The sequence below is a fragment of the Nocardiopsis dassonvillei genome (assembly GCF_964273065.1).
GTDB lineage: Bacteria > Actinomycetota > Actinomycetes > Streptosporangiales > Streptosporangiaceae > Nocardiopsis > Nocardiopsis dassonvillei_B.
On the sequence record NZ_OZ186815.1, the window covers coordinates 6,042,003 to 6,061,779 of the forward strand.

Genomic DNA, 19,777 nt, shown 5'->3' on the forward strand with positions numbered 1-19,777 from the left:
GACAGAACGGACGAGCCGTGTTCCTTCAGCGCATAGCCAACCGGGGTATCCGACTGGGAACCCTCTTCGATCGGGCGGCGTCCCGCTACCCGGCCAACCCCGTGATCCTCGACCACGAACTGGACATCGCGCCCGAGCGGGGGCGCCGACTCACCCTCACCGAGATCGCGGACCTGGTGGACGACTTCGCCTCGCGGCTGTGGTCCCTGCGGGTCCGCCCCGGAGACCACGTCGTCGTGCACAAGTCCGACGCCTTCGACATCTCCCTGCTGGCCTGTGCCACCGCCCGGATCGGCGCGATCCCGGTCATGCTGTCCCCCAAGCTCGACGGCGCCACCGTCGCGGCGCTGCTGCACCGGGTCGACCGGCCCTACCTCCTCACGGACCAGGCCAAGCTGGAGAAGGAGCTGCCCGCCGAGGTGTTCGACCTCAGCGAGCGGGTCCTGCTCGCGGCGGGGGAGTACGAGGGCGCGGTGTCCCTGGCCTCCCTCGCCGGCGTCGCCCGGGTCCGTCCCGTCACCATGCCGCCCGACCACCCCACGATGGTCACCCACACCTCCGGCACCACCGGTCTGCCCAAACTGGCCCTGCACACCGGCCGGACCTTCCAGGCGCGCTACCGTCCCCAGAGCCTGGTGGTGGGGGCCGCGGTGCGCCGCCGCGAACCCATCGCCATCCACGTCTCCTTCGTGCACTCGCGGATGTACACGGCCATGCCGATCTCCGTCCTCCAGGGGCACCCCCTCGTGATCCTGCGGGACGACGACGAGGAGAACGTGGCCGCGCTCTTCGCCCGGGTGCGCCCCGGCTTCATCGAGGCGCACCCCAACACCTTCCTGCGCTGGGAGCCGCTCGCCGACGACCCCCGCCGGCCACTGGCCAACGTCAAGTACTTCAGCAGCACCTTCGACGCCATCCACCCCCGCACCGTGCAGAGGATGCTGAGCGCCTCCCACCGCGACCTCCCCCTGTTCGCCCAGGCCTACGGCCAGAGCGAGGTGGGGCCGATCGCCGCCCGCACCTACACCCGAGCCCGCGGTGCGAACGCCGACGGCCGCTGCGTGGGCCGCCCCTTCCCCGGTATGACCGACGTCCGCGTGGTCTCCCGCGACGGCCGGCCCCCCACCCGGACCTCGCCCGGCCACATCGAGGTGCGCAGCGACGGCCGCATCGTCACCTACCTCGGTGAGCACGAGCGCTGGCGCAAGCAGGTCAACGGGGGCTGGTGGCGTATGGGAGACGTGGGCTACCTCAGCAAGTGGGGCTGCCTGCACCTGCTGGACCGCGAGATCGACGAGATCGACGGCGTCGACAGCACCCTGGAGATCGAGGACCGGCTGTTCGACCGCCTCCCCGACCTCGTCGAGGTCATCATCGTCCCCTCCCCGGAGGGGCGGCCGGTGCCCGTCGTGTGCACCCGCGGCGACTCCCCGCTCGACGAGACCGCCTGGCGGGCGGCCACCGCGGACCTGCCCGCCATGGAACCGCCGCTCCACTGGCGGCTGGAGGACCTGCCCCAGACCGCCACCACCAAGATCAAGCGGCGCGAGCTGGTCGAAATGCTCAAGTCGGGCCACGGTGCCGGGTGAAGGAGGAGGGAACATGACCGTTGGTACCGACGGGGTCCCGTCCCGGCACCGGGTGGACGCGGACCGGCTGGAGGTCGGCGTCGTCGGGGCGGGACCGCGCGGTCTGTCGGTGGTCGAACGGCTCTGCGCGAACGAGCGGGCGCGGCCCTCCCGTCCGCACGTCAGGATCCACCTCATCGACCCGCACCCCGCGGGGGCCGGTGCGGTGTGGCGCACGGACCAGTCCCGTGTGCTGCTCATGAACACGGTCGCCTCGCAGGTGACGGTGTTCACCGACGAGAGCGCGGACATCGACGGGCCCGTCGAGCCGGGACCGTCCCTGGCGGACTGGGCCCGCGAAGTCGCGCTCTTCGGCGGACACGACGCGCGGACCGTGGACGAGGCCCGCCGCCTCGGCCCCGACTCCTACCCCACCAGGGCGTTCTACGGCCACTACCTGAAGGCCTGCCTCGACAGGATCACGGCCGGGGCCCCCGGACACGTGGAGATCAGGGTGCACCGCTCCAGGGCCGTCGCCATGGCCGACACCCGCGGCTTCGCGGACGGCCCCCAGGGCCTGCGCCTGGAGAACGGTGTGCGCCTGGACCACCTCGACGCGATCGTGCTGGCCCTGGGCCACCTGCCGGTGCGGCTCGGCCCAGGAGAGGCGCGCACCGCCAGCCTGGCCAGGATCCACCACCTCACCCACATCCCCCCGGCCAACCCGGCCGACGTGGACACGACCCGGGTGCCCGGCGGGGCCCCCGTCCTCCTGCGGGGGCTGGGCCTGAACTTCTTCGACCACATGGCCCTGTTCACGGAGGGCCGCGGCGGCTCCTACCGCGAGAGGGACGGCCGCCTGGTCTACCTGCCCGGTGGTGAGGAGCCGAAGCTGTACGCCTTCTCCCGCAGGGGCGTGCCCTACCACGCGCGGGGCGAGAACCAGAAGGGCGCCTCCGGGCGGTACCTGCCGCGCCTGCTCACCGCCGAGCGCGTCGAGCGCATGCGCGCCAGGGCGACCGGGGGGCTGGGCATGAAACGGGACCTGTGGCCCTTCATCGCCCGCGAGGTGGAGTCCGTCTACTACGGGACCCTCCTGCGCTCCCGGGGCCGTACGGACGAGGAGGAGTTCGTCTCCCGCTACCTCACCGCCGCCGAACCCGAGGCGCTCCTGGACGAGTACCGGATCGCCCCCCGGGACCGGTGGGACTGGGGCCGCGTGGCGAACCCCTGCGCCGGCCGCGACTTCGCCGACCGCGCCGCTTTCCGGGCCTGGCTGCTGGAACACCTGCGCGAGGACGTCCGGATGGCCCTGCGCGGGAACGTGGAGGACCCGACCAAGGCCGCCCTGGACGTTCTGCGCGACCTGCGCAACGAGGTCCGGCTCGCCGTGGACCACGGTGGGCTGGAGGGCATCTCCCACCGCGACGAACTGGACGGCTGGTACACCCCCCTCAACGCCTACCTCTCCATCGGCCCCCCCGTCTCCCGCGTCCGGCAGCTGATCGCCCTCATCGAGGCGGGCGTCGTGGAGATCCTCGGCCCCGGCACCCAGGTGCGCCTGGACACCGCGGCCCCGGACTTCGTGGCCCGCTCCACCCGCGCGCCCGGACCGCCCGTGCGCTCGAAGGTGCTCATCGAGGCCCGCCTGCCCGAGCCCGACCTGCGCCGCACCGCCGACCCCCTGATGCGCCACCTGCTCGAAAGCGACCAGATCTCCACGCACCGCATCGCCGTCAACGGTGCGCCTCCCCTCGAGACCGGCGGCCTGGCGGTCACCGGGCGCCCGTACCGGACCATCGACGCGCGGGGCAGGGCCCACCCCCGCAGGTTCGCCTACGGGGTCCCCACCGAGGCGGTCCACTGGGTCACCGCGGCGGGCATCCGCCCGGGGGTGGACTCGGTGACGCTGGGGGACTCCGACGCCATCGCCCGCGCCGTCCTCGACCTCGCCCCCGCCTCCGTCGCACGTTCCGGCTCCGCCGACCACCTGACCGGAGTGATCGTATGAACCCGCTCGCGGACACCGGTCTGCTGTCACCCGTCCGGGCCGGCACCCCGGTCGAGTCCCTCGTCTCCGACCGGGCCTGGCTCCAGGCCATGCTGGACGCCGAAGCCGCCCTCGCCCGCGCCCAGGCGCGTCTGGGCACGGTGCCCGAGTCCGCCGCCGCGGAGATCACCCGGGCGGCCCGTGCCGAGTACTTCGACCCGGCCGCCATCGCGGTGGCCGCCCGTGAGAACGCCAACCCGGTCGTGGCACTGGTCCGGGAGCTGACCCGGATCGTGGCCGAGCGCGCCCCCGAGGCCGCCGAGTACGTGCACCGGGGCTCCACGAGCCAGGACGTGTTCGACACCGGGGCGATGCTGGTCGCCTCCCGTGCCCTGGAGGCCGTCGGAGAGGACCTGCGCACCGCTTCCGCGCACCTGGCCGCACTCGCCCGGCGCCACCGCGACGCCCCCGCGGTCGCCCGCACCCTGGCCCTGCACGCCGTGCCCACCACCCTCGGCCTGCGGGCCGCGGGCTGGTTCCGGCTCGTCGAGGACGCCCGTGCCCGGGTCGCGCGGCTGCTGGACGGCGGCCTTCCGGTGTCCCTGGGCGGGGCGGCGGGGACACTCGCCGGGTACCTGGAGTACGCCTCCGAAAGGGACCGCGAGTCCCCGGGCGCCTACACCGCCGCCCTGGTCGGCGAGTTCGCCAGGGAAACGGGGCTGGCGGCCCCGGTCCTGCCCTGGCACGCACTGCGCACCCCGATCGCCGACCTGGCCGCCGTCACGGCGTTCACGGCCGGAGCCCTGGGCAAGATCGCCGTCGACGTGATCAACCTGTCCCGGACCGAGGTCGCCGAGGTCGCCGAGCCCGGACCATCGGGACACGGGGCCTCCTCGGCCATGCCCCACAAGCGCAACCCCGTGCTCGCCACCATGGTCCGCAGCGCCGCGCTCCAGGTGCCCGCACTGGCGGCGGGGCTGACCGGGTGCATGCTCGCCGAGGACGAGCGTTCCGGCGGGGCGTGGCACGCCGAGTGGATGCCGCTGCGCGAATGCCTGCGCCTCACCGGGGGAGCGGCGCACACCCTCGTCGAACTGGTCGGGGGTATGGACGTCGACGCCGTGAAGGCCGAGCACAACCTCGGGCTGACCGGTTCGGCCGTCTCCGCCGAACGCGTCGCCGCGTTCCTCACCCCCCGCCTGGGCCGCGGCCCGGCGCGCCGCCTGCTCGAACGCTGTTCGGCCGAGGCCGCCCGTGACGGCCGCCCCCTGGCCCGGATCCTCGCGGAGGAGGACGAGCTGAAGGACGTCCCGGCCGCGCTGCTCCGGGAGCTGTGCGACCCCCGGGACTACACCGGGGCCGCCGCGGCCCTGGTGGACACGGCCCTGGGCGACCGGTGACAGGCGCGGGGCGGGGCCCGGCCGGACCCCGCCCCGCTCCTGTGCCCTAGACCAGCGCGTGCCGTGCCGCCAGGGCCGCCCCGTACCGCTCCCAGACGATCTCCGCCAGCTCCGGCGCCGCGCCCAGCGCCTCGGACACCACCGCGGCACCCGCGGCCAGCGCCTGTTCGCGGACCCGGTCGGCGAAGAACCCGGGGGCCAGCAGGTAGGTGGACACCACCACCCGCCGCGCCCCCCGGGCGTACGCCGCCGCGACCGCCTCGGCCGGGGTGGGACGCGCCGCCGACGCGAACGCCGCCACCGCCTCCCGCCACGGCCCGCGCGCCGCCAGCTCCGCGGCCACGGACTCCACCGTCGCGTTGGCCTCCGGGTCGCTCGACCCCGCCGAGGCCACCACCAGCGCGGTGTCGGGGCCCGGGGCCGCGCCGGCCTCGGCCAGCCTCCGCTCCGCCGCCGCCACCAGGCCCGTGTGCGGGCCGAGCGTGTCGGCGTAGCGCACCCGCAGCCAAGGCTCGGCCGCGCGCGCACGCGCCAGCACCCCGGGCAGGTCCACCTTGCTGTGGTAGGCCGCCGTCAGCAGGGCGGGCAGCACCACGGCCTCGCCCGCGCCCCCGGCGGCCAGCGCCGCCAGGGCGTCCTGCGCCGACGGGGCCGTGTGGTCCAGGTAGGACACCCGCACGTCGGCCCCCGGCCGCAGCGCGCGCACCCGCTCGAACAGCGCCTCCACGGCCGCCGCCGACCGCGGGTCCCGGCTGCCGTGCGCGACCGCCAGCAGCGGAACACCCGGCACGACCGGTGCGCCCGTCCCCGGCGTACGCCGCCGCGATCCGCTCATCCTCGCCGCCCTCCCGGGATCACAGGTGGATCCCGCACTCGGTCTTGCCGCTGCCCGCCCACCGGCCGCTGCGCGGGTCCTCGCCCGGAGCCACCCGGCGGGTGCACGGCTCGCAGCCGATGGAGGGGTACCCGTCGTACTGGAGCGGGTTGACGATCACGCCGTTCTCCTCGATGTAGGAGTCCACCTCCTCCTGGGTCCACCGGGCGATCGGGTTGACCTTGGTCATCCGCCTGCGCCGGTCCCACTGCACGATCGGGGTGTCGCGCCGGGTCGCCGAGTCCTCCCGGCGCAGCCCGGTCAGCCAGGCGCTGTAGGGCGCCAGCGCCCTCTGCAGCGGCTCCACCTTGCGCAGGTGGCAGCAGATGCCGGGGTCGCGCCCGTGCAGCCGCGGGCCCAGCGCCAGGTCCTGCTCGGCCACGGTGCGGGTCGGCTCGACGTTGACCAGGGTGATGTCGTAGATCGATGCCACGGCGTCGCGGGTGCCGATGGTCTCGGCGAAGTGGTAGCCCGTGTCCAGGAAGATCACGTCGATACCGGGGACCACCTTGGAGGCCAGGTCGACCATGAGGGCGTCGGCCATGGACGAGGTCATGCACAGGCCGTCGCCGAACGTCTCGGCGGCCCACGCGATGATCTCGGGGGCGGTGGCCTCCTCCAGCTCGCGCGACGCGCGCTCGGCGAGCTCGGGGCCGCCCACAGGGGTGATGGTGGCGTTCATTCCTACCCTTCCGTCGGTCTGGAGGGTGCGCCGCCCAGCGAGGCGGAGCGCAGGCCCACGTACTTGACGCGGAAAACACGGGCGCAGGAAAGGCAGGCCCAGGGGTAGCCCTCGCCCTTGACGGGGGCGCCCTCCTCGGGCACCAGGTCCTCGTCTCCGCAGTAGGGGCAGTAGTAGGGTGCGGCCCTCTCGGACACGGCGCACCTCCTCGAATCGGGGATGTCGCGGATGGTGGGGGCGGGCCGGGCGGGGACGCCCGGCCCGCCCGGGACTACTTCAGGTCGCCGTCGTCGGCCCGGCCCACCCAGGCCGCGAACGACTCCCCGTCCTTCTTCTGCTCCTGGAACCGGCGCAGCACCCGCTCGACGTAGTCGGGCAGCTCGTCGGCGGTGGACTTCAGGCCGCGGATCTTCTTGCCGAAGGCCGCGTCGAGGCCCATGCCGCCGCCCAGGTGGATCTGGTAGCCCTCCACCTGCTCGCCGCGCTCGTTCATCACCAGCTGGCCCTTGAGCCCGATGTCGGCGACCTGGATGCGCGCGCACGAGTTCGGGCACCCGTTGAGGTTGATGGTCAGCGGCTCGGTGAAGTCGGGCAGCCGCCGCTCCAGTTCGTCGATGAGGGTCGACGCCCGGCCCTTGGTCTCCACGATCGCCAGCTTGCAGAACTCGATACCGGTGCAGGCCATCGTCTGGCGGCGGAACGTGCTGGGCCGCACCTGGAGGTCCTCCGCCTCCAGGGCCGCCGTGATCGACTCGACCCGGTCCTCCTCGATGTCGAGGATGACGAGCTTCTGGTCGGCCGTGGTGCGGATGCGGTCGGAGCCGTGCTCCTCGGCGATGTCGGCGATCCGGGCCAGCGAGGTGCCCGAGACCCGGCCCACGCGGGGCGCGAAGCCCACGTAGAACCTGCCGTCGCGCTGGCGGTGCACGCCCACGTGGTCGCGGCGCAGCCCCTCGTCCAGCACCGGGGCGGGGCCGTCGGGCAGGGCGTACCCCAGGTACTTCTCCTCCAGCACCTGCCGGAACTTCTCCGCGCCCCAGTCCTTGATGAGGAACTTGATGCGGGCGCGGGTGCGCAGCCGCCGGTACCCGTAGTCGCGGAAGATCGAGCAGACCCCCGCCCACACCTCGCTCACCTGGTCGGGGCGGACGAAGGCGCCCAGCCGCTGGGCGAACATCGGGTTCGTGGACAGGCCGCCGCCGACGAACAGGTCGTACCCGGCCTCACCGGCCTCGTTGCGCACGCCCACGAACGCGACGTCGTTGATCTCGTGGTTGGTGCAGTACACCGAGCAGCCCGCGATGGAGGTCTTGAACTTGCGGGGCAGGTTGGAGTACAGCGGGCTGCCGATGTGCTCCTCGTAGACCTGGAAGATCTCCGGCGTCCCGTCCAGCACCTCGTCCTCGGCCACCCCGGCCAGCGGACAGCCCATGATGACGCGGGGGGTGTCACCGCAGGCCTCGGTGGTGGACAGGCCCACCGCCTCCAGCCGCTCCCAGATCTCCGGCACGTCCTCGACCCGGATCCAGTGGTACTGGACGTTCTGCCGGTCGGTGATGTCGGCCGTGTCGCGTCCGAAGTCGCGGGAGATCCCCGCGACGGCGCGCAGCTGGGCCACCGACAGCTGGCCGCCGTCGATGCGCACCCGCAGCATGAAGTAGCGGTCGTCCAGCTCCTCCGGCTCCAGGATGGCGGTCTTGCCGCCGTCGATGCCGGGGGCGCGCTGGGTGTACAGGCCGAACCACCGGAAACGGCCGCGCAGATCAGCGGGATCGATCGAGTCGAAGCCGCGCTTGGAGTAGATGTTGATGATCCGATCGCGGACGTTGAGTCCGTCGTCGTTCTTCTTGTTCTCCTCGTTCTTGTTCAGCGGCTCGCGGTAGCCGAGGGCCCATTGGCCCTCACCGCGGCGGCGACGCGGCTTGGCCGCGGTCGCCGTCCGACCGTTCTGCGCGGAAGAGGGAGGCATCGCGGGTGTCTCCGATGGGGTCACGGGGTCCGTACGACCCCGGCGCCCGCACCACCGGCCCGTCGGCGCCGCACTTCGTCGTGCAGGTGCCACGGGTCGGAATCCGCGTGTGTGGGATGCGAAGAAAAGGGGAGAGCGCCGGTGCCGCGCGCACCCCTGGGGTGCGTCAAAAAGGCGGCGAGATTAACCGACGCTGCAACAGATGGCACTGCGGACCCGAAGGAAGTCCACGTGGCGACGCACGCAGAGCATGGGGTCCAGGGCAGCGATCATGAAATGAGAATGTCATGTGCCCGCGGCCTTTGTCCAGGCGGCTGTGGAGGGCCCCGGAGTGAGTCACGTCACTCACCCGGGGCGGCGCAGGCCGGCCGCCCGGGGCTCCGCGGCCCCGGTGCCGAGCCCCGTACCGCTAACGTTCTCCCCGTGGTGGGTTTCTGGGAGGGGCTCTGGCGGATCACCGACGCCTGGCTGGGACGGCGCCCCGCGCTGCGCGGCGGCCTGCTCCTCGTGCTGCGCACGATCCGCGCCTTCTCCCGCGACCGGGTCGTCGGGCTGGCCGCCGAATCCGCCTTCTTCACCCTGATCTCCCTGCCCGCGCTGCTGCTCGGGCTGCTCGGCGCGCTGGTGCCGCTGGCGCCGGTGCTGGGGGAGGGGACGGTGCAGGAGATCCGCCAGCTCATCCTGGACAGCACCGCACAGATCCTCACGCCCGACACCGTCGAGAGCGTGGTGGCACCGCTGGTGGACGACCTCCTCCAGGGCGTCCAGGGCGGGGTGCTGTCGGTGACGTTCCTGGTGTCGCTGTGGTCGGGGTCGCGGGCGATGAACGTGTTCATCCGCTCCATCACCATCTCCTACGGGCTCCAGGAGCTGCGCGGCTGGTTCGTCCAGCGGGTGCTGGCGTTCCTGGCCTACCTGGGCGGGCTGGCGTTCGCCCTGCTGGTCCTGCCGGTCCTGGTCGCGGGCCCCGACCTGGTCCACGGCCTGCTGCCGATCACGGTGGGGCGGCTCAACCTGCTGTACTGGCCGACCGTGGCGGTGCTGGCCACCACCGCCGTGACGATGCTCTACGCCCTGAGCATCCCGGTGCGCACCCCGCTGTGGCGGCACCTGCCGGGGGCGCTGCTGGCGACGGCGGTGCTCATCACCGGGTCCATCGGGCTGCGCGCCTACCTGGACGCCTCGCTGGGGCAGGTGAACCTCTACGGTTCGCTGGCCGCGCCGATCGCGATCCTGGCCTGGCTGTTCGTGATGGCGGTCGCGGTGCTGGTGGGCTCGTCCTTCAACGCCGAGATCGACGCCATGTGGCCCACGGCGCGCACCGCCGCGGCCCGCGCCGACATCGCCAACCGCCGCCTGGAGCGCGCCGACCGCCTGGTGCGCCGGCGCGAGCAGGCGGTCATCGACACCATCGTCGAGAGCGGGAACCGCTGACCGGTTCCGGTCACCGCCTACGCCGTATACCGGAACCCGGCGACGCGTGGGTATGTTCGAGGTGCCTCCGGCGGGCGGGCCGCGCCCCCGCCGCCCCGCGCCCGGCGGCTGGAAAGGTCCGTCCCCCATGACCCCCGCCCCCGTCCGGCGGTGCCGCCGGTGAAGACCTCCCAGTGGTCGCGGCTGATCGCGATGGCGGCCGCCCTGGCCGCCGTGATGCTGGCCGCGTCCTTCCGCGCCTTCTTCTCCGCCACGGTCCCGTGGCCGGCCACGGTGCTGCCCGCCCTCCTCCTGGGCCTGGCGCTCGCCCAGGCCGCGGAGGCCGACCCGGAGCTCGCACCGGGGGAGCACCGACGCCTGCACACGGGGGCCATGCCCTGGCCGTTCACCGACCGGCCGCGGACGGACTTCGCCGTCATCGGGCTGAACCTGCTGGCGGCGGTGGTGCTCACGCTGCCCGACCCCTCCCCGAGCCTGCTGCCCCTCGCACTCGTCTCCTTGGCGGGCTGCGCCCTCGCGGTGGCCCGCGCGCGGCGGGAGCGGAGGGAGTTCGCCGAGTCCCTGGCCGAGCCGCTGCTGACGGGGCCCAAGATCGTCGGCCTGCGCTCCCCGGAGGAGGTCCCCGCGGGGTGGGCGACTCTGGTGGTCCACCGGCCCGAACGCGGTATCCGGGACGCCGGCGCGGACTACCGGATCCACGTGGACGGCGACCGGGTGGGAACGGTGGGCCCGGGCGAGGCGCTCGTGGTCGGCCTGCCGCCCGGAGGGCACCGGGTGCGCGGCCGCCTCGGCCGCCGCACCGGCGCCCCGGTGACGGTCGCCGCCGCGGCGGACACCGTGACCCACCTGACCGTCGAACCCGGCGGCCCCGGAGGCGTCCCCTACGCCGGGCACACGCCCCGACCGGAGGAGCACATCCTCCTCACTCCCGGCGAGCCCGCCGCGGAGCCCGCCCCCGAGCCCCGGTCCGGAAGGTGAGACCCGTGAAGGACGTGCGGTGGTTCCCCGCCGCGACGCTGTGCGCGCTCTCGGGCACGGTCCTGCACACCTCGGTCCTCTCCTCCATGGACGCCGCGGCACGGGCGATCACCGCCGGGGCCGGGGTGTATCTGGGCTCGTTCCTGCTGGTGGTGGCCGTGTTCTTCACCGCGCCCCTGGTGAGGAGGCGGACCGGAGGCGTTTCCTCCGAGGCCAGGACCATCGCGGCGATCGTTCCGGGGATGCTGTGCCTGGTCCTCTGCCATGCCGTGTTCCTGCCGCTCGGTCTCTGGTACACCGTGTTGAACGGCGGCTGGGGCCTGCTGCCCCTGCTCGTGACCGCTCAGGCCCTCGGGCTCGCGGCTCTCGCGGCCCTGCTGTGGCAGTTTTCCCGGCGCCCCGGTGAAACGGCGGGCGGCGGCCGGGAGGCGCCCAGACTCCTCGGTCTGCGCGATCCGGCCCGGATGCCGCCCGGCTGGGTCCCGGTGGTCGTCCACCGGCCCGCGGCGTACCTGGACGCCCTCACCGACCACCCGCTGGAGGTGGACGGTGCCCCGGTCGGTGCGATCGCGCCGGGGGAGACCCTGGTCATCGGCCTGCCGCCCGGCGAGCACACGGCCTGGACCTCCTCCGGCCACCTGCTCGCCGGTTCGCCGCTCCCCTTCGCCGCGGTGCCCGGGAGGACCGTCCACCTCTTCGTCACGGCGTCCGGCCGGGTCGCCCCCTGGAACCCGCCCGCGCCGCGGCAGGAGCACGCCGTATGAACCCGCCTGCCCGTACCGCCCGCGGCCGCCGTCCGGTGCCGGCGGGCACACCGCTCGCATCCGATGGAGTGGCGCCCCTTCGTGCGCCTTTTCGGTCGTACCTGCCGGTATCGTGCACTTCACGGTCGAAACCATCGCGACCCCCGGCCCGCCCGGAGGCCTCTCCCACCCGGTTCCGCACGTCACGGTGTCCACGGGGGACCAGAGCCAGGCGTGAACCGTGGTGGTCGGGTGGCCGGATTCGGCCAATTACGGTGTGAACTCATCGACACATCCGCGTGTCCACATGGAGGTGGTCCCGGAAGGGCGGGTCGAGCGGCCCTCCGGGTTTCCGAAGACATGCCAGGTCAGGGGAAGGGGAGCGGGAACACCGTTGACCGCACAGCGCGCCGTGTCCGCCACCGGCCGCCCGTACCCGGGTGGGCCGTGTCCGTCACGATCAGTATCATCGCGTTCAGCATTGACTTTGCGTACGTCGGCACCGGCGCTCGGTGACACCCCGGGCCCGGTCCCGCCGCCCCCGACCGACGTTCCCCGTCATCCGCACACGAACAGGTCCACCCTTCCCATGCCTTCGGAGGCACCATGAGCCGGGCGTCCCGTCCGGGGCATCCCCGGCCCACCGCCGTCATCGCCATCGCCCCCGACGAGCGCAGCGCCGAGATCGTCATCGAGGGACAGCGCCAGGTCGTCACCGGCAGCGTCCCCAAGGAGACCCGGCGCGCGGCTCTGGACGTCGCCACCGGTTACGCCGCCAGGATCGGCCAGCCGGTGCTCATCGACGCCCGCGACAGCAACGGCTACTGGAACCTGGTCGCCACCCCCGACGGCGTCGTCCAGGCCGCCGACCGGCTCCCGCCGGTCTCCGCGGCCGCACCGGCCGCGGCCCGTCCGCCGACACCGGCCGGCTCCCGGCGCGGCAGGCGGGGCCTGGTCATCGCGGGTGCGGCCCTGCTCGCCCTGGTGCTCCTGGGCGGTGCCGGTATCGCCGCCTGGAACCTGATCCCGGGCGACGACACCGCCGCGCAGACCACCACGACCGAGGCACAGGTGCTGGGCCACCCCGCACCGCCCGGCTACGGCGACACGGTGCAGTTCTCCGAGGAGCTCGCCCCCGGCAGCCAGCCCGGTGTCTCACGGGACGGCGGACTCATGGCGTTCACGGGCCCCGACGAACGGCTCACCCTGTTCGACGCCTCCGGGGAGCGCCTGTGGTCGGCCGCCCTCCCGGCCGCCGCCGCCGAGTTCCTGGGCCCGCCCCGGTTCGTCGACTACGACGGCGAGCAGGCGGTGGTCATGGAGACCACCGGGACGCTGTGGTTCTGGCCGGTCGCGGGCGGCGCGCACAGCAGCATCACCCTGCCCGAGGACGCCTCCACCCAGTACGTGGGCACCTCCGCACTCGTCCGCGGCGGCGAGGACGCCCTCATCCCGACCGGCGGCGAGCTGGAACCGGTGGACGTCCCCGAGGGCGCGGCCCCGATGCTCGCCGAGGGCCCCGAGGTGCTCACCGCGGTCCGCACCGGCGCCTGGACCTGGGTCGACCCCGAAGGGGAGGTCGCCGAGGTCACCGCCCGCCGTCCGGAGAACGCCGGTGAGATGGAGGCCGTGGTCACCGCCCTGCGCGAGTACGTGATCATCCGCTGGGAGCCGCTGCGCGGCGAGGGGGCCGTGCTGGCCTTCCACGACAGCCGCGACGGCTCCGTCATCGGCGCCGCCGAGATCGACCCGGCCGACCTGGAGGGCGTGCGGCACCGCTCCGGTCCCATCGGTACCGACGTCGTCTCCTACGGTCCGGTCGTGATGGACCCCGAGAGCGGCGACACCGCGGTCGTCCCCGGGTTCGAGCCGCAGATGGCGGTGGGCTCCACGGTGTTCGGCCAGCTCGACGGGACCCCGGTGGCGGTGGACGCCGCCGGCGAGGTCCGCGAGCCGGACCCGGCCTCGGCCCAGCCCGTCGGCCTGCTCGGCGGCAACGCCATCGTGGTCCACGAGGACCACCTCTATGCCATCCCCTCTCAGTGATCACCCCCGATAAAAGAAGAAAGGAGTGGGATGTCCCCCAAGAAGCGGGCATTGACCGTGACCGCGGCCGGCCTGTTCATGGCCGGGTTCTCCGTCGGTCCGGCGTACGCCGAGACCGTTGAGGAGACCGCTCCCGAGGCCGCGCCCGGCGCGGCTGCGGAGGTCACCGAGCCCCAGGTCCTGCCTGAGGTTCCGGTCGTCACCGACGTTGTCCAAGAGGTCGTCGACGCCATCACGTACGACATTCCGCCTGGCGGTGACGAAGGAGAGACGCCTCCGCCCACGGACCCGCCGCCTGGCGGTGACGAGGGAGAGACGCCTCCCCCGGACCCCGATCCGGACCCCGACCCGGACCCGGACCCCGATCCGGACCCGGATCCTGACCCCGACCCGGACCCCGATCCGGACCCGGATCCTGACCCCGACCCGGACCCGGACCCGGACCCGGACCCCGACCCCGACCCGGGTCCCGACCCGGGTGAGGGCGGCGACCCCGGCACCAACCCCGGTGGCGGCGACGGTGACGAGAGCCAGGCTCCCGGCACCACCACCCCCGGCAGCACCAGCCCGGTGACCGCCGGCGCCGCCGGCACCTCCGGCGGCGGGTCCACCCCGACCCTGCCGACCACCGGTGTCGACATGGAGGGCTTCGTCCTGGGCGGCGCGATCGTCACGGGCATCGGCGCCCTCGCCCTGTGGGCGGGCGCGCGTCGTCCCTCCCCGCTGGCGGCCGAGTAACAAGGCGGATCGGCACACCCGCCGGCCGCGGCCCCACGGGTCGCGGACCACGTGCACGGGCCCCCGGACGCTTCGGCGTCCGGGGGCCCGCACCGTTCCCCCGACCCCCGGGGCCGCTCTCAGACCCGCGGACGCAGCACCGGCGCGAGCAGGAACGCGCACACCCCGGCGGCCGCGATCACCCACAGCGCCGTCCCCAGCGACGTCGCGTCCGCGATGAGGCCCACCGCCGGCGGGAACGCCAGGAAACCCGCGCGCCCCAGCCACCCCACCACGGTCACCCCGTCGCCGGTGCGCACCCCGGGCACGTTCCCGGCGGCGGCCAGCGTCAGCGGGAAGAGCGTCGACACCCCCAGGCCCATCACCCCGAACCCGATGACCGTCGTCGCCTGGTGCGGCAGCGCCAGTGCCAGCGCGACCCCGCCCGCGGCCAGCAGCCCGCAGGCCCGGCCCACGGTCGCGGCGCCGAACCGGTCGGTGACCCGGTCGCCCAGCAGGCGGCCCACCACCATCATCGCCTGGCAGGCCACGAACGGCATCGCCGCGAGGAACAGCGGGGCGTCCAGTTCGTCGGCCATGTACACCGCGCCCCAGGAGGCGGCGGAGTCCTCGATGCCCCCGGCCAGCATCAGCAGCACACCCAGCAGGACGAGCAGCAGCACCCCCCGACCGGGCATGCGCGGCCGTCGGCCGTCGGCCGTCCCGGCACCGTCGGCGCGCTCGCTGTCCTCGGGACCGGGCAGCAGCATCCGGCTCACCGTCAGGTTCACCGCCACCAGCACCACGGCCGTGCCGCCCAGGTGCCACAGGATCGGCACCCCCGAACCGGCCATGACCGCTCCGAGCAGGCCGCCGGAGACCGCCGCCAGACTCCACACGGCGTGGAAGGTGTTGATGATGGTCCGGCCGTACCGCCGCTGCACCCGCAGCCCGTGCGAGTTCTGCGCCGAGTCCGTCCAGGCGTCCGCGCATCCCATCACGAACAGGGCCCCCGCCAGCGCCCACCAGTTCTGCGCCAGCGCGATGAACGGAAGCGCCCCCAGCGAGAGCAGGCTGGTCCCCACCGCGGTGGGGCCGCTGCCGAACCGGTGGATCAGCGGTCCGGCGAGCATCCCGGTCAGGATCGCCCCCGTCGGCATCGCCGCGATCGCCAGCCCGAGTTCGGCGTTGCTCAGCCCCAGCCCGGTCTTGATCGCCGGAAGCCAGGGGACCGCGTTCGTGTACGTGAAGCCGTTGACGAAGAAGAGGGTGGAGACCGCGAGCCTGGCCTTGCGCACCTGCGCGGGCGGGGCTGTGGTCCTGGGGCTGTTCATGGGTCTCCCGCGGAGTGGCCGTTCGATGCCCGCGGATGCTATCGACTCCGGTCCGTGCCAGGCCATCCCGTTCCCGGCACCCGCGATCGCCCGACGGGGCTTGCCATCCGCCGTCGTCCCGATTTACATGGAGGCTCTGCTCCGCAACCGGGAAGCACCCCCACGACCGCACGAGGTCCCCGCCGACTCCGGTCCCGGCCCCAGCGACCCGCTCACGCGCAGGGCACGGGCCCCCGATGCCGACTCCCTCGACCCGGCCGTCGCCACGCGGCGTCCGGGCGGAACCGGAAGAGCCCATGATCAATGCGAGCGCGCTGCGAGACAAGCCCACACTCGAAGGAAAGCATGTGCACCTGGTGCCCCTGGGCCCCGAGCACACGGACGCCTACTTCGCGGCGGGACTCGACGAGGAGATCCGCAGACTCACCGGGACCCACCACCACATCACCTACGAGGAGGCCCGGGAGTGGTGCCGCAGCCGCCCCCGGCGCCCCGACCGGCTGGACCTCGCCATCACCGCCTCCGGCGACGGCCGCTACCTGGGCGAGCTGTCCCTGTACTCGGTGGCACCGGAGAACGAGAGCGCCGGATACCGCATCGCCCTGTCCGCCCTGGAGTTCGCCGGCCGGGGGCTGGGCCGGGAGGCCACCCGGATGGTGCTGGAGTACGCCTTCGAGCACGTGGGGCTGCACCGGGTGTGGCTCCACGTCTACGCCTTCAACATGAGGGCCATCGCGGTGTACCGCTCCTGCGGTTTCTCCGTGGAGGGGCGGTTGCGCGATTCCCTGCTCTGGGAGGGGCGCCGCCACGACGCCCTGCTCATGGCGGTGCTCAGGAACGGGTTCCGCAGCTCCTGACCCGGGGGTTTTGACCGCGGCCGGGGTTGCGACCCCCGCCTACCGGGGTATGTCCGGTACCACTTTTCCATCGGCTCCTTCGAGACGGCGAGAGGAGCGGCGCCCGAGCCCGGCGCCGGTGAGGCACATGAATCCGGTACCCGTTTCCCTGCCCTTCACCGACCGCTCCGAAGCGGGGCGCCGCCTGGCCGAGCGGGTCCGGCCCTATGCGGTCGAGGACCCCCTGGTCCTGGCCCTGCCGCGGGGCGGGGTCCCGGTGGGCGCTGAGCTGGCCCGCCGCCTCGACGCCGACTTCGACGTCCTGGTCGTCCGCAAGATCGGCCTGCCGGGCCGCCCCGAGTTCGGGGTCGGGGCGATCGCCGAGGACGGCCGGGTCCTGTTCGACGACCGGGCCCTGGCCCGGATGCGGGTGCCCCGCCAGGCCCTGGCCGGGACGGTGGACGCCGAGCGCGCCGAACTCGACCGCCGCCGCCGGGTCTACCGGGGGGAGCGCCCGCCCCCGCGCATCGCCGGGCGCGACTGCGTGATCGTGGACGACGGGGTGGCCACCGGCGGCACCGCCCGCGCCGCCCTGCGCATGGTGCGCCAGGCCGGTCCGGCCCAGCTGGTGCTGGCCGTCCCGGTGGCCTCCCGGGAGGCGATCGCGATGCTCAAGGAGGAGGCCGACGCCGTGGTGGTGCTCGGCGTCCCGGACAACTTCCGCGCGGTGGGGGAGTGGTACCGCGATTTCGGCCAGCTCTCCGACGGGCACGTCACCGCCATCATGTCGGAGGTGGGGCGCAGCCACAGCAGGCCGGGGACGGCCCGGGGAGTCCGGGTGCGCGCGGGCGACGTCTACCTCGACGCCGACCTCACCCTGCCGGCGGTCCTGCGCGGCGCGGTGGTGCTGGCGTTCGGGGAGGCCCGCGGCGATCCGCGGTGGCGGGCGATCGCCTCGGTGCTCCAGCGGAGGGGTTACGCGACCCTCATGCTGGACCTGCTGGTGGGGGACGAGCGTTCCTCGGTGGGCGGCGGCGCGGCGACGGAGGTGCTGGGCGACCGGCTGAGCGCGGCCGTCACCTGGCTGCGCCGGGCCACCGACGCCGCCAGCGAGCCGGTGGGGGTGCTGGGTTCGGGGGCGGCGGCCCCGGCCGCCCTGGCGACCGCCGCGCTGCGGCCCGGCGACGTGTCGGCGGTGGTGGTGCACGGCGGCCGGATCGACCTGGCCGCGCCCGCACTGCCGGAGGTGCGGGCCCCGGTCCTGGTCCTGCTGGAGAGCCGCGACTCGTTCGTGCGCGAACTGGGGGAGTGGGCCAGGGGGCGTATGGGCGGGCCCACGGACCTGAAGGTGATGTCGGGCGCCGAGGAACTGCTCCGGGGCGCCCAGGAGTGGCGGCGGGTCGCGGTGGAGACACAGGACTGGTTCGACCGGTACCTGCCGGGTCGGCGCGGTTGAGGCCCGGAACCGGGCCCGGAGAACGAAGAACCCGCGTCACCGCCGAACGGGTGTCGGGGTGACGCGGGTTTCGCACGGGGCCGGGGCCGCCGAGGAGAAGATCGACCGGGTCGCGGTGCGCGGGTGCCTGGATCAGGCGGCGTTGGCGCGACGCATACGACGACGGCGCTCGGAGGCTCGCTCGTCCTCGTTCAGACCGCCCCAGGTCCCGTACTTCTCCGGACGCGAGATCGCATAGTCCAGGCAGTCGGTTCGAACCGGGCAGGCCGCACAGATCTCCTTGGCCTTGCGCTCGCGGATCTCCCGCTCCGGCTGGCGTTCGCCGTCCGGGCCGAAGAAGAGCACAAGGTCCTCGCCCCGGCACGCGGCGGCATCCTGCCACCCCCAGCTCGGGCGGGGGCGCAGCGCGGCCTGCCGACGTACCTGAGACATGCTTGAACCACCTCTACTGAAATCACTAGTAAGCTGTCGGAAAAAGCTTCAGTCACCTAAAAGTCGGTCATGCGGCGTGAGTGACCCCGCACGACGCAAACGCCGAACGGTACAGGCGATGTTCCCCGGTGTGGCTGAGACCACGAGAAGCACGCGACCATGCGGTGACGGTCGTCGACTGCGGGTGTGCTCTCACGCGAACGGCTCTCGGAGGCGGTGACGGCCATCCGTCCGAGCCGGTACGTAATCATGCCATCCCCACTCCCGATCGTGCACGGGGGGTGGGGAAATTTCTCGCCCAACCGTTACCGAAAACCGATGCCTGGGGGCTGATCTCCGGTCGTTTGTCCGAGTTCGTCGCTTATCGCAAGAACGAGTGCCTCGCGAAGGACACAGCACATCGTATGGCGCGATGTCCCTCCTGCCTAGGGGCTCCCCGTGATGCGCCGATCACATTGCGGACACGGCAGGTCACCGCGATTGGGCGCGACCGTATGTCCTCACTCTCCGTCGACGCCCCCGGGGCGGCGGCCGGGGGAGGAGCGCCCGCCGACGGCCGCCCTCCGAAAGCGGGGGCGACGGGTCGCAGGGCCGGCCGGGGGCGTCGGTCAAGGGTGGTGGTGGGTGACGGGCGGGGTGCTGCGCCGGGGGCGTCGGTTGAGGGTGGTGGTGGGTGACGGGCGGGGTGCTGTGGCCGGGGGCCGTCGGTCGAGGGTGGTGGTGGGTGACGGGCGGGCCCCTAGGGGAAGGACCAGGGGCGCGCAGTGGGAACGGGTCGTGGTGAACGGCCGTCACACGCGATAGAAATCGAAGGACGCCCCCGAGACCGGGGCGCCTTCCCGCACCCACCACCAAGGAGTTCGGACGCCGTGGGCCTCCTCCGGTTCATCCTCAACATCATCTGGCTCTTCGTCGCGGGCTTCTGGCTCGCGGTGGGCTACGCCTTCGCCGGGATCATCTGCTTCATCCTCATCGTGACGATCCCCTTCGGCGTCGCCTCCTTCCGGATGGCCGGGTACGCACTGTGGCCCTTCGGCCGCGAACTCGTGCGCAGGCCCGGCGCGGGAACGGGCAGCACCGTCCTCAACGTCATCTGGGTGATCGTCGCCGGATGGTGGCTGACCCTGGGGCACATCGCCACCGCGATCGGCCTGGCCGTCACCGTCATCGGCATCCCCATGGCCTGGGCGTCGCTCAAGATGATCCCGGTCGCGCTGGCCCCCTTCGGCAACGAGATCGTGGAGAGCGGCCGACCCCGGGAACCCTGGCAGTTCTGACGCCGTTCTCACGCCGATGGGTGCGAACCCCCCGGGCCCAG

The 19,777-nt window shown here is 73.5% G+C and carries 17 protein-coding genes; 11 read left to right on the plus strand and 6 right to left on the minus strand.

Annotated elements, in window-relative coordinates:
- The first annotated feature begins 17 nt into the window (after positions 1 to 17).
- From ACSUPR_RS26875 to ACSUPR_RS26885, 3 genes are read left to right on the plus strand one after another with little or no spacing between them, the layout of a single operon-like run.
- Positions 18 to 1,589 (plus strand): class I adenylate-forming enzyme family protein, encoded by a 1,572-nt coding sequence (locus ACSUPR_RS26875; protein ID WP_436887527.1) that lies wholly within the window; start codon positions 18 to 20, stop codon positions 1,587 to 1,589.
- Between the two features lie 13 nt (positions 1,590 to 1,602).
- A complete protein-coding gene (locus ACSUPR_RS26880) occupies positions 1,603 to 3,579 on the plus strand; it encodes an FAD/NAD(P)-binding protein (protein ID WP_436887529.1) in 1,977 nt (658 codons plus the stop codon).
- Positions 3,576 to 4,958, plus strand: coding sequence for a lyase family protein (locus ACSUPR_RS26885; RefSeq protein WP_436887531.1), 1,383 nt, complete (start codon positions 3,576 to 3,578; stop codon positions 4,956 to 4,958). Before ACSUPR_RS26880 ends, ACSUPR_RS26885 begins: the two co-directional genes overlap by 4 nt.
- 46 nt (positions 4,959 to 5,004) lie before the next feature.
- Here ACSUPR_RS26885 and ACSUPR_RS26890 read toward each other — a convergent pair whose 3' ends face one another.
- The 4 genes from ACSUPR_RS26890 to ACSUPR_RS26905 all read right to left on the minus strand — a co-directional run bounded on the left by ACSUPR_RS26890 (position 5,005) and on the right by ACSUPR_RS26905 (position 8,483).
- Positions 5,005 to 5,793 (minus strand): sirohydrochlorin chelatase, encoded by a 789-nt coding sequence (locus ACSUPR_RS26890; protein WP_436887533.1) that lies wholly within the window; start codon positions 5,791 to 5,793, stop codon positions 5,005 to 5,007.
- Positions 5,794 to 5,812: 19 nt separating this feature from the next.
- Positions 5,813 to 6,514, minus strand: coding sequence for a phosphoadenylyl-sulfate reductase (locus ACSUPR_RS26895; protein ID WP_436887535.1), 702 nt, complete (start codon positions 6,512 to 6,514; stop codon positions 5,813 to 5,815).
- 2 nt (positions 6,515 to 6,516) lie between these two features.
- Positions 6,517 to 6,711, minus strand: a complete 195-nt coding sequence (locus ACSUPR_RS26900; RefSeq protein ID WP_436887537.1) for a hypothetical protein — start codon at positions 6,709 to 6,711, stop codon at positions 6,517 to 6,519.
- 74 nt (positions 6,712 to 6,785) lie between these two features.
- A complete protein-coding gene (locus ACSUPR_RS26905) occupies positions 6,786 to 8,483 on the minus strand; it encodes a nitrite/sulfite reductase (RefSeq protein WP_436887539.1) in 1,698 nt (565 codons plus the stop codon).
- 423 nt (positions 8,484 to 8,906) lie between these two features.
- Between ACSUPR_RS26905 and ACSUPR_RS26910 the strand changes: the two genes are divergently transcribed.
- From ACSUPR_RS26910 to ACSUPR_RS26930, 5 genes are all read left to right on the plus strand, one after another.
- Complete coding sequence (locus tag ACSUPR_RS26910; protein WP_436887541.1) at positions 8,907 to 9,917, plus strand: YihY/virulence factor BrkB family protein; 1,011 nt, start codon at positions 8,907 to 8,909, stop codon at positions 9,915 to 9,917.
- A gap of 159 nt (positions 9,918 to 10,076) precedes the next feature.
- On the plus strand, positions 10,077 to 10,895 hold the full coding sequence (locus ACSUPR_RS26915; protein WP_436887542.1) for a hypothetical protein: 819 nt from the start codon (positions 10,077 to 10,079) through the stop codon (positions 10,893 to 10,895).
- A gap of 5 nt (positions 10,896 to 10,900) precedes the next feature.
- A complete protein-coding gene (locus ACSUPR_RS26920) occupies positions 10,901 to 11,659 on the plus strand; it encodes a hypothetical protein (RefSeq protein ID WP_436887544.1) in 759 nt (252 codons plus the stop codon).
- 585 nt (positions 11,660 to 12,244) lie between these two features.
- Positions 12,245 to 13,684, plus strand: coding sequence for a hypothetical protein (locus ACSUPR_RS26925; RefSeq protein WP_436887546.1), 1,440 nt, complete (start codon positions 12,245 to 12,247; stop codon positions 13,682 to 13,684).
- A gap of 30 nt (positions 13,685 to 13,714) precedes the next feature.
- Positions 13,715 to 14,422 carry a DNA primase gene (locus ACSUPR_RS26930; protein ID WP_436887547.1) on the plus strand — a complete coding sequence of 236 codons (708 nt, stop codon included), beginning with the start codon at positions 13,715 to 13,717 and terminating at the stop codon, positions 14,420 to 14,422.
- 119 nt (positions 14,423 to 14,541) lie between these two features.
- Here ACSUPR_RS26930 and ACSUPR_RS26935 read toward each other — a convergent pair whose 3' ends face one another.
- Positions 14,542 to 15,735 (minus strand): MFS transporter, encoded by a 1,194-nt coding sequence (locus ACSUPR_RS26935; RefSeq protein WP_436887549.1) that lies wholly within the window; start codon positions 15,733 to 15,735, stop codon positions 14,542 to 14,544.
- 296 nt (positions 15,736 to 16,031) lie between these two features.
- Between ACSUPR_RS26935 and ACSUPR_RS26940 the strand changes: the two genes are divergently transcribed.
- Together ACSUPR_RS26940 and ACSUPR_RS26945 are read left to right on the plus strand one after the other, a co-directional pair.
- Positions 16,032 to 16,592, plus strand: a complete 561-nt coding sequence (locus ACSUPR_RS26940) for a GNAT family N-acetyltransferase (protein WP_436887550.1) — start codon at positions 16,032 to 16,034, stop codon at positions 16,590 to 16,592.
- A 127-nt stretch (positions 16,593 to 16,719) separates the two neighbouring features.
- The gene (locus ACSUPR_RS26945) at positions 16,720 to 18,027 is read left to right on the plus strand and encodes a phosphoribosyltransferase family protein (protein WP_436887552.1); all 1,308 of its coding nucleotides are present in this window, start codon (positions 16,720 to 16,722) and stop codon (positions 18,025 to 18,027) included.
- Positions 18,028 to 18,159: 132 nt separating this feature from the next.
- Here ACSUPR_RS26945 and ACSUPR_RS26950 read toward each other — a convergent pair whose 3' ends face one another.
- Positions 18,160 to 18,372, minus strand: coding sequence for a WhiB family transcriptional regulator (locus tag ACSUPR_RS26950; RefSeq protein WP_014913398.1), 213 nt, complete (start codon positions 18,370 to 18,372; stop codon positions 18,160 to 18,162).
- Between the two features lie 956 nt (positions 18,373 to 19,328).
- Here ACSUPR_RS26950 and ACSUPR_RS26955 point away from each other — a divergent pair.
- Positions 19,329 to 19,736, plus strand: coding sequence for a YccF domain-containing protein (locus tag ACSUPR_RS26955; RefSeq protein ID WP_436887553.1), 408 nt, complete (start codon positions 19,329 to 19,331; stop codon positions 19,734 to 19,736).
- Positions 19,737 to 19,777 lie beyond the last annotated feature (41 nt).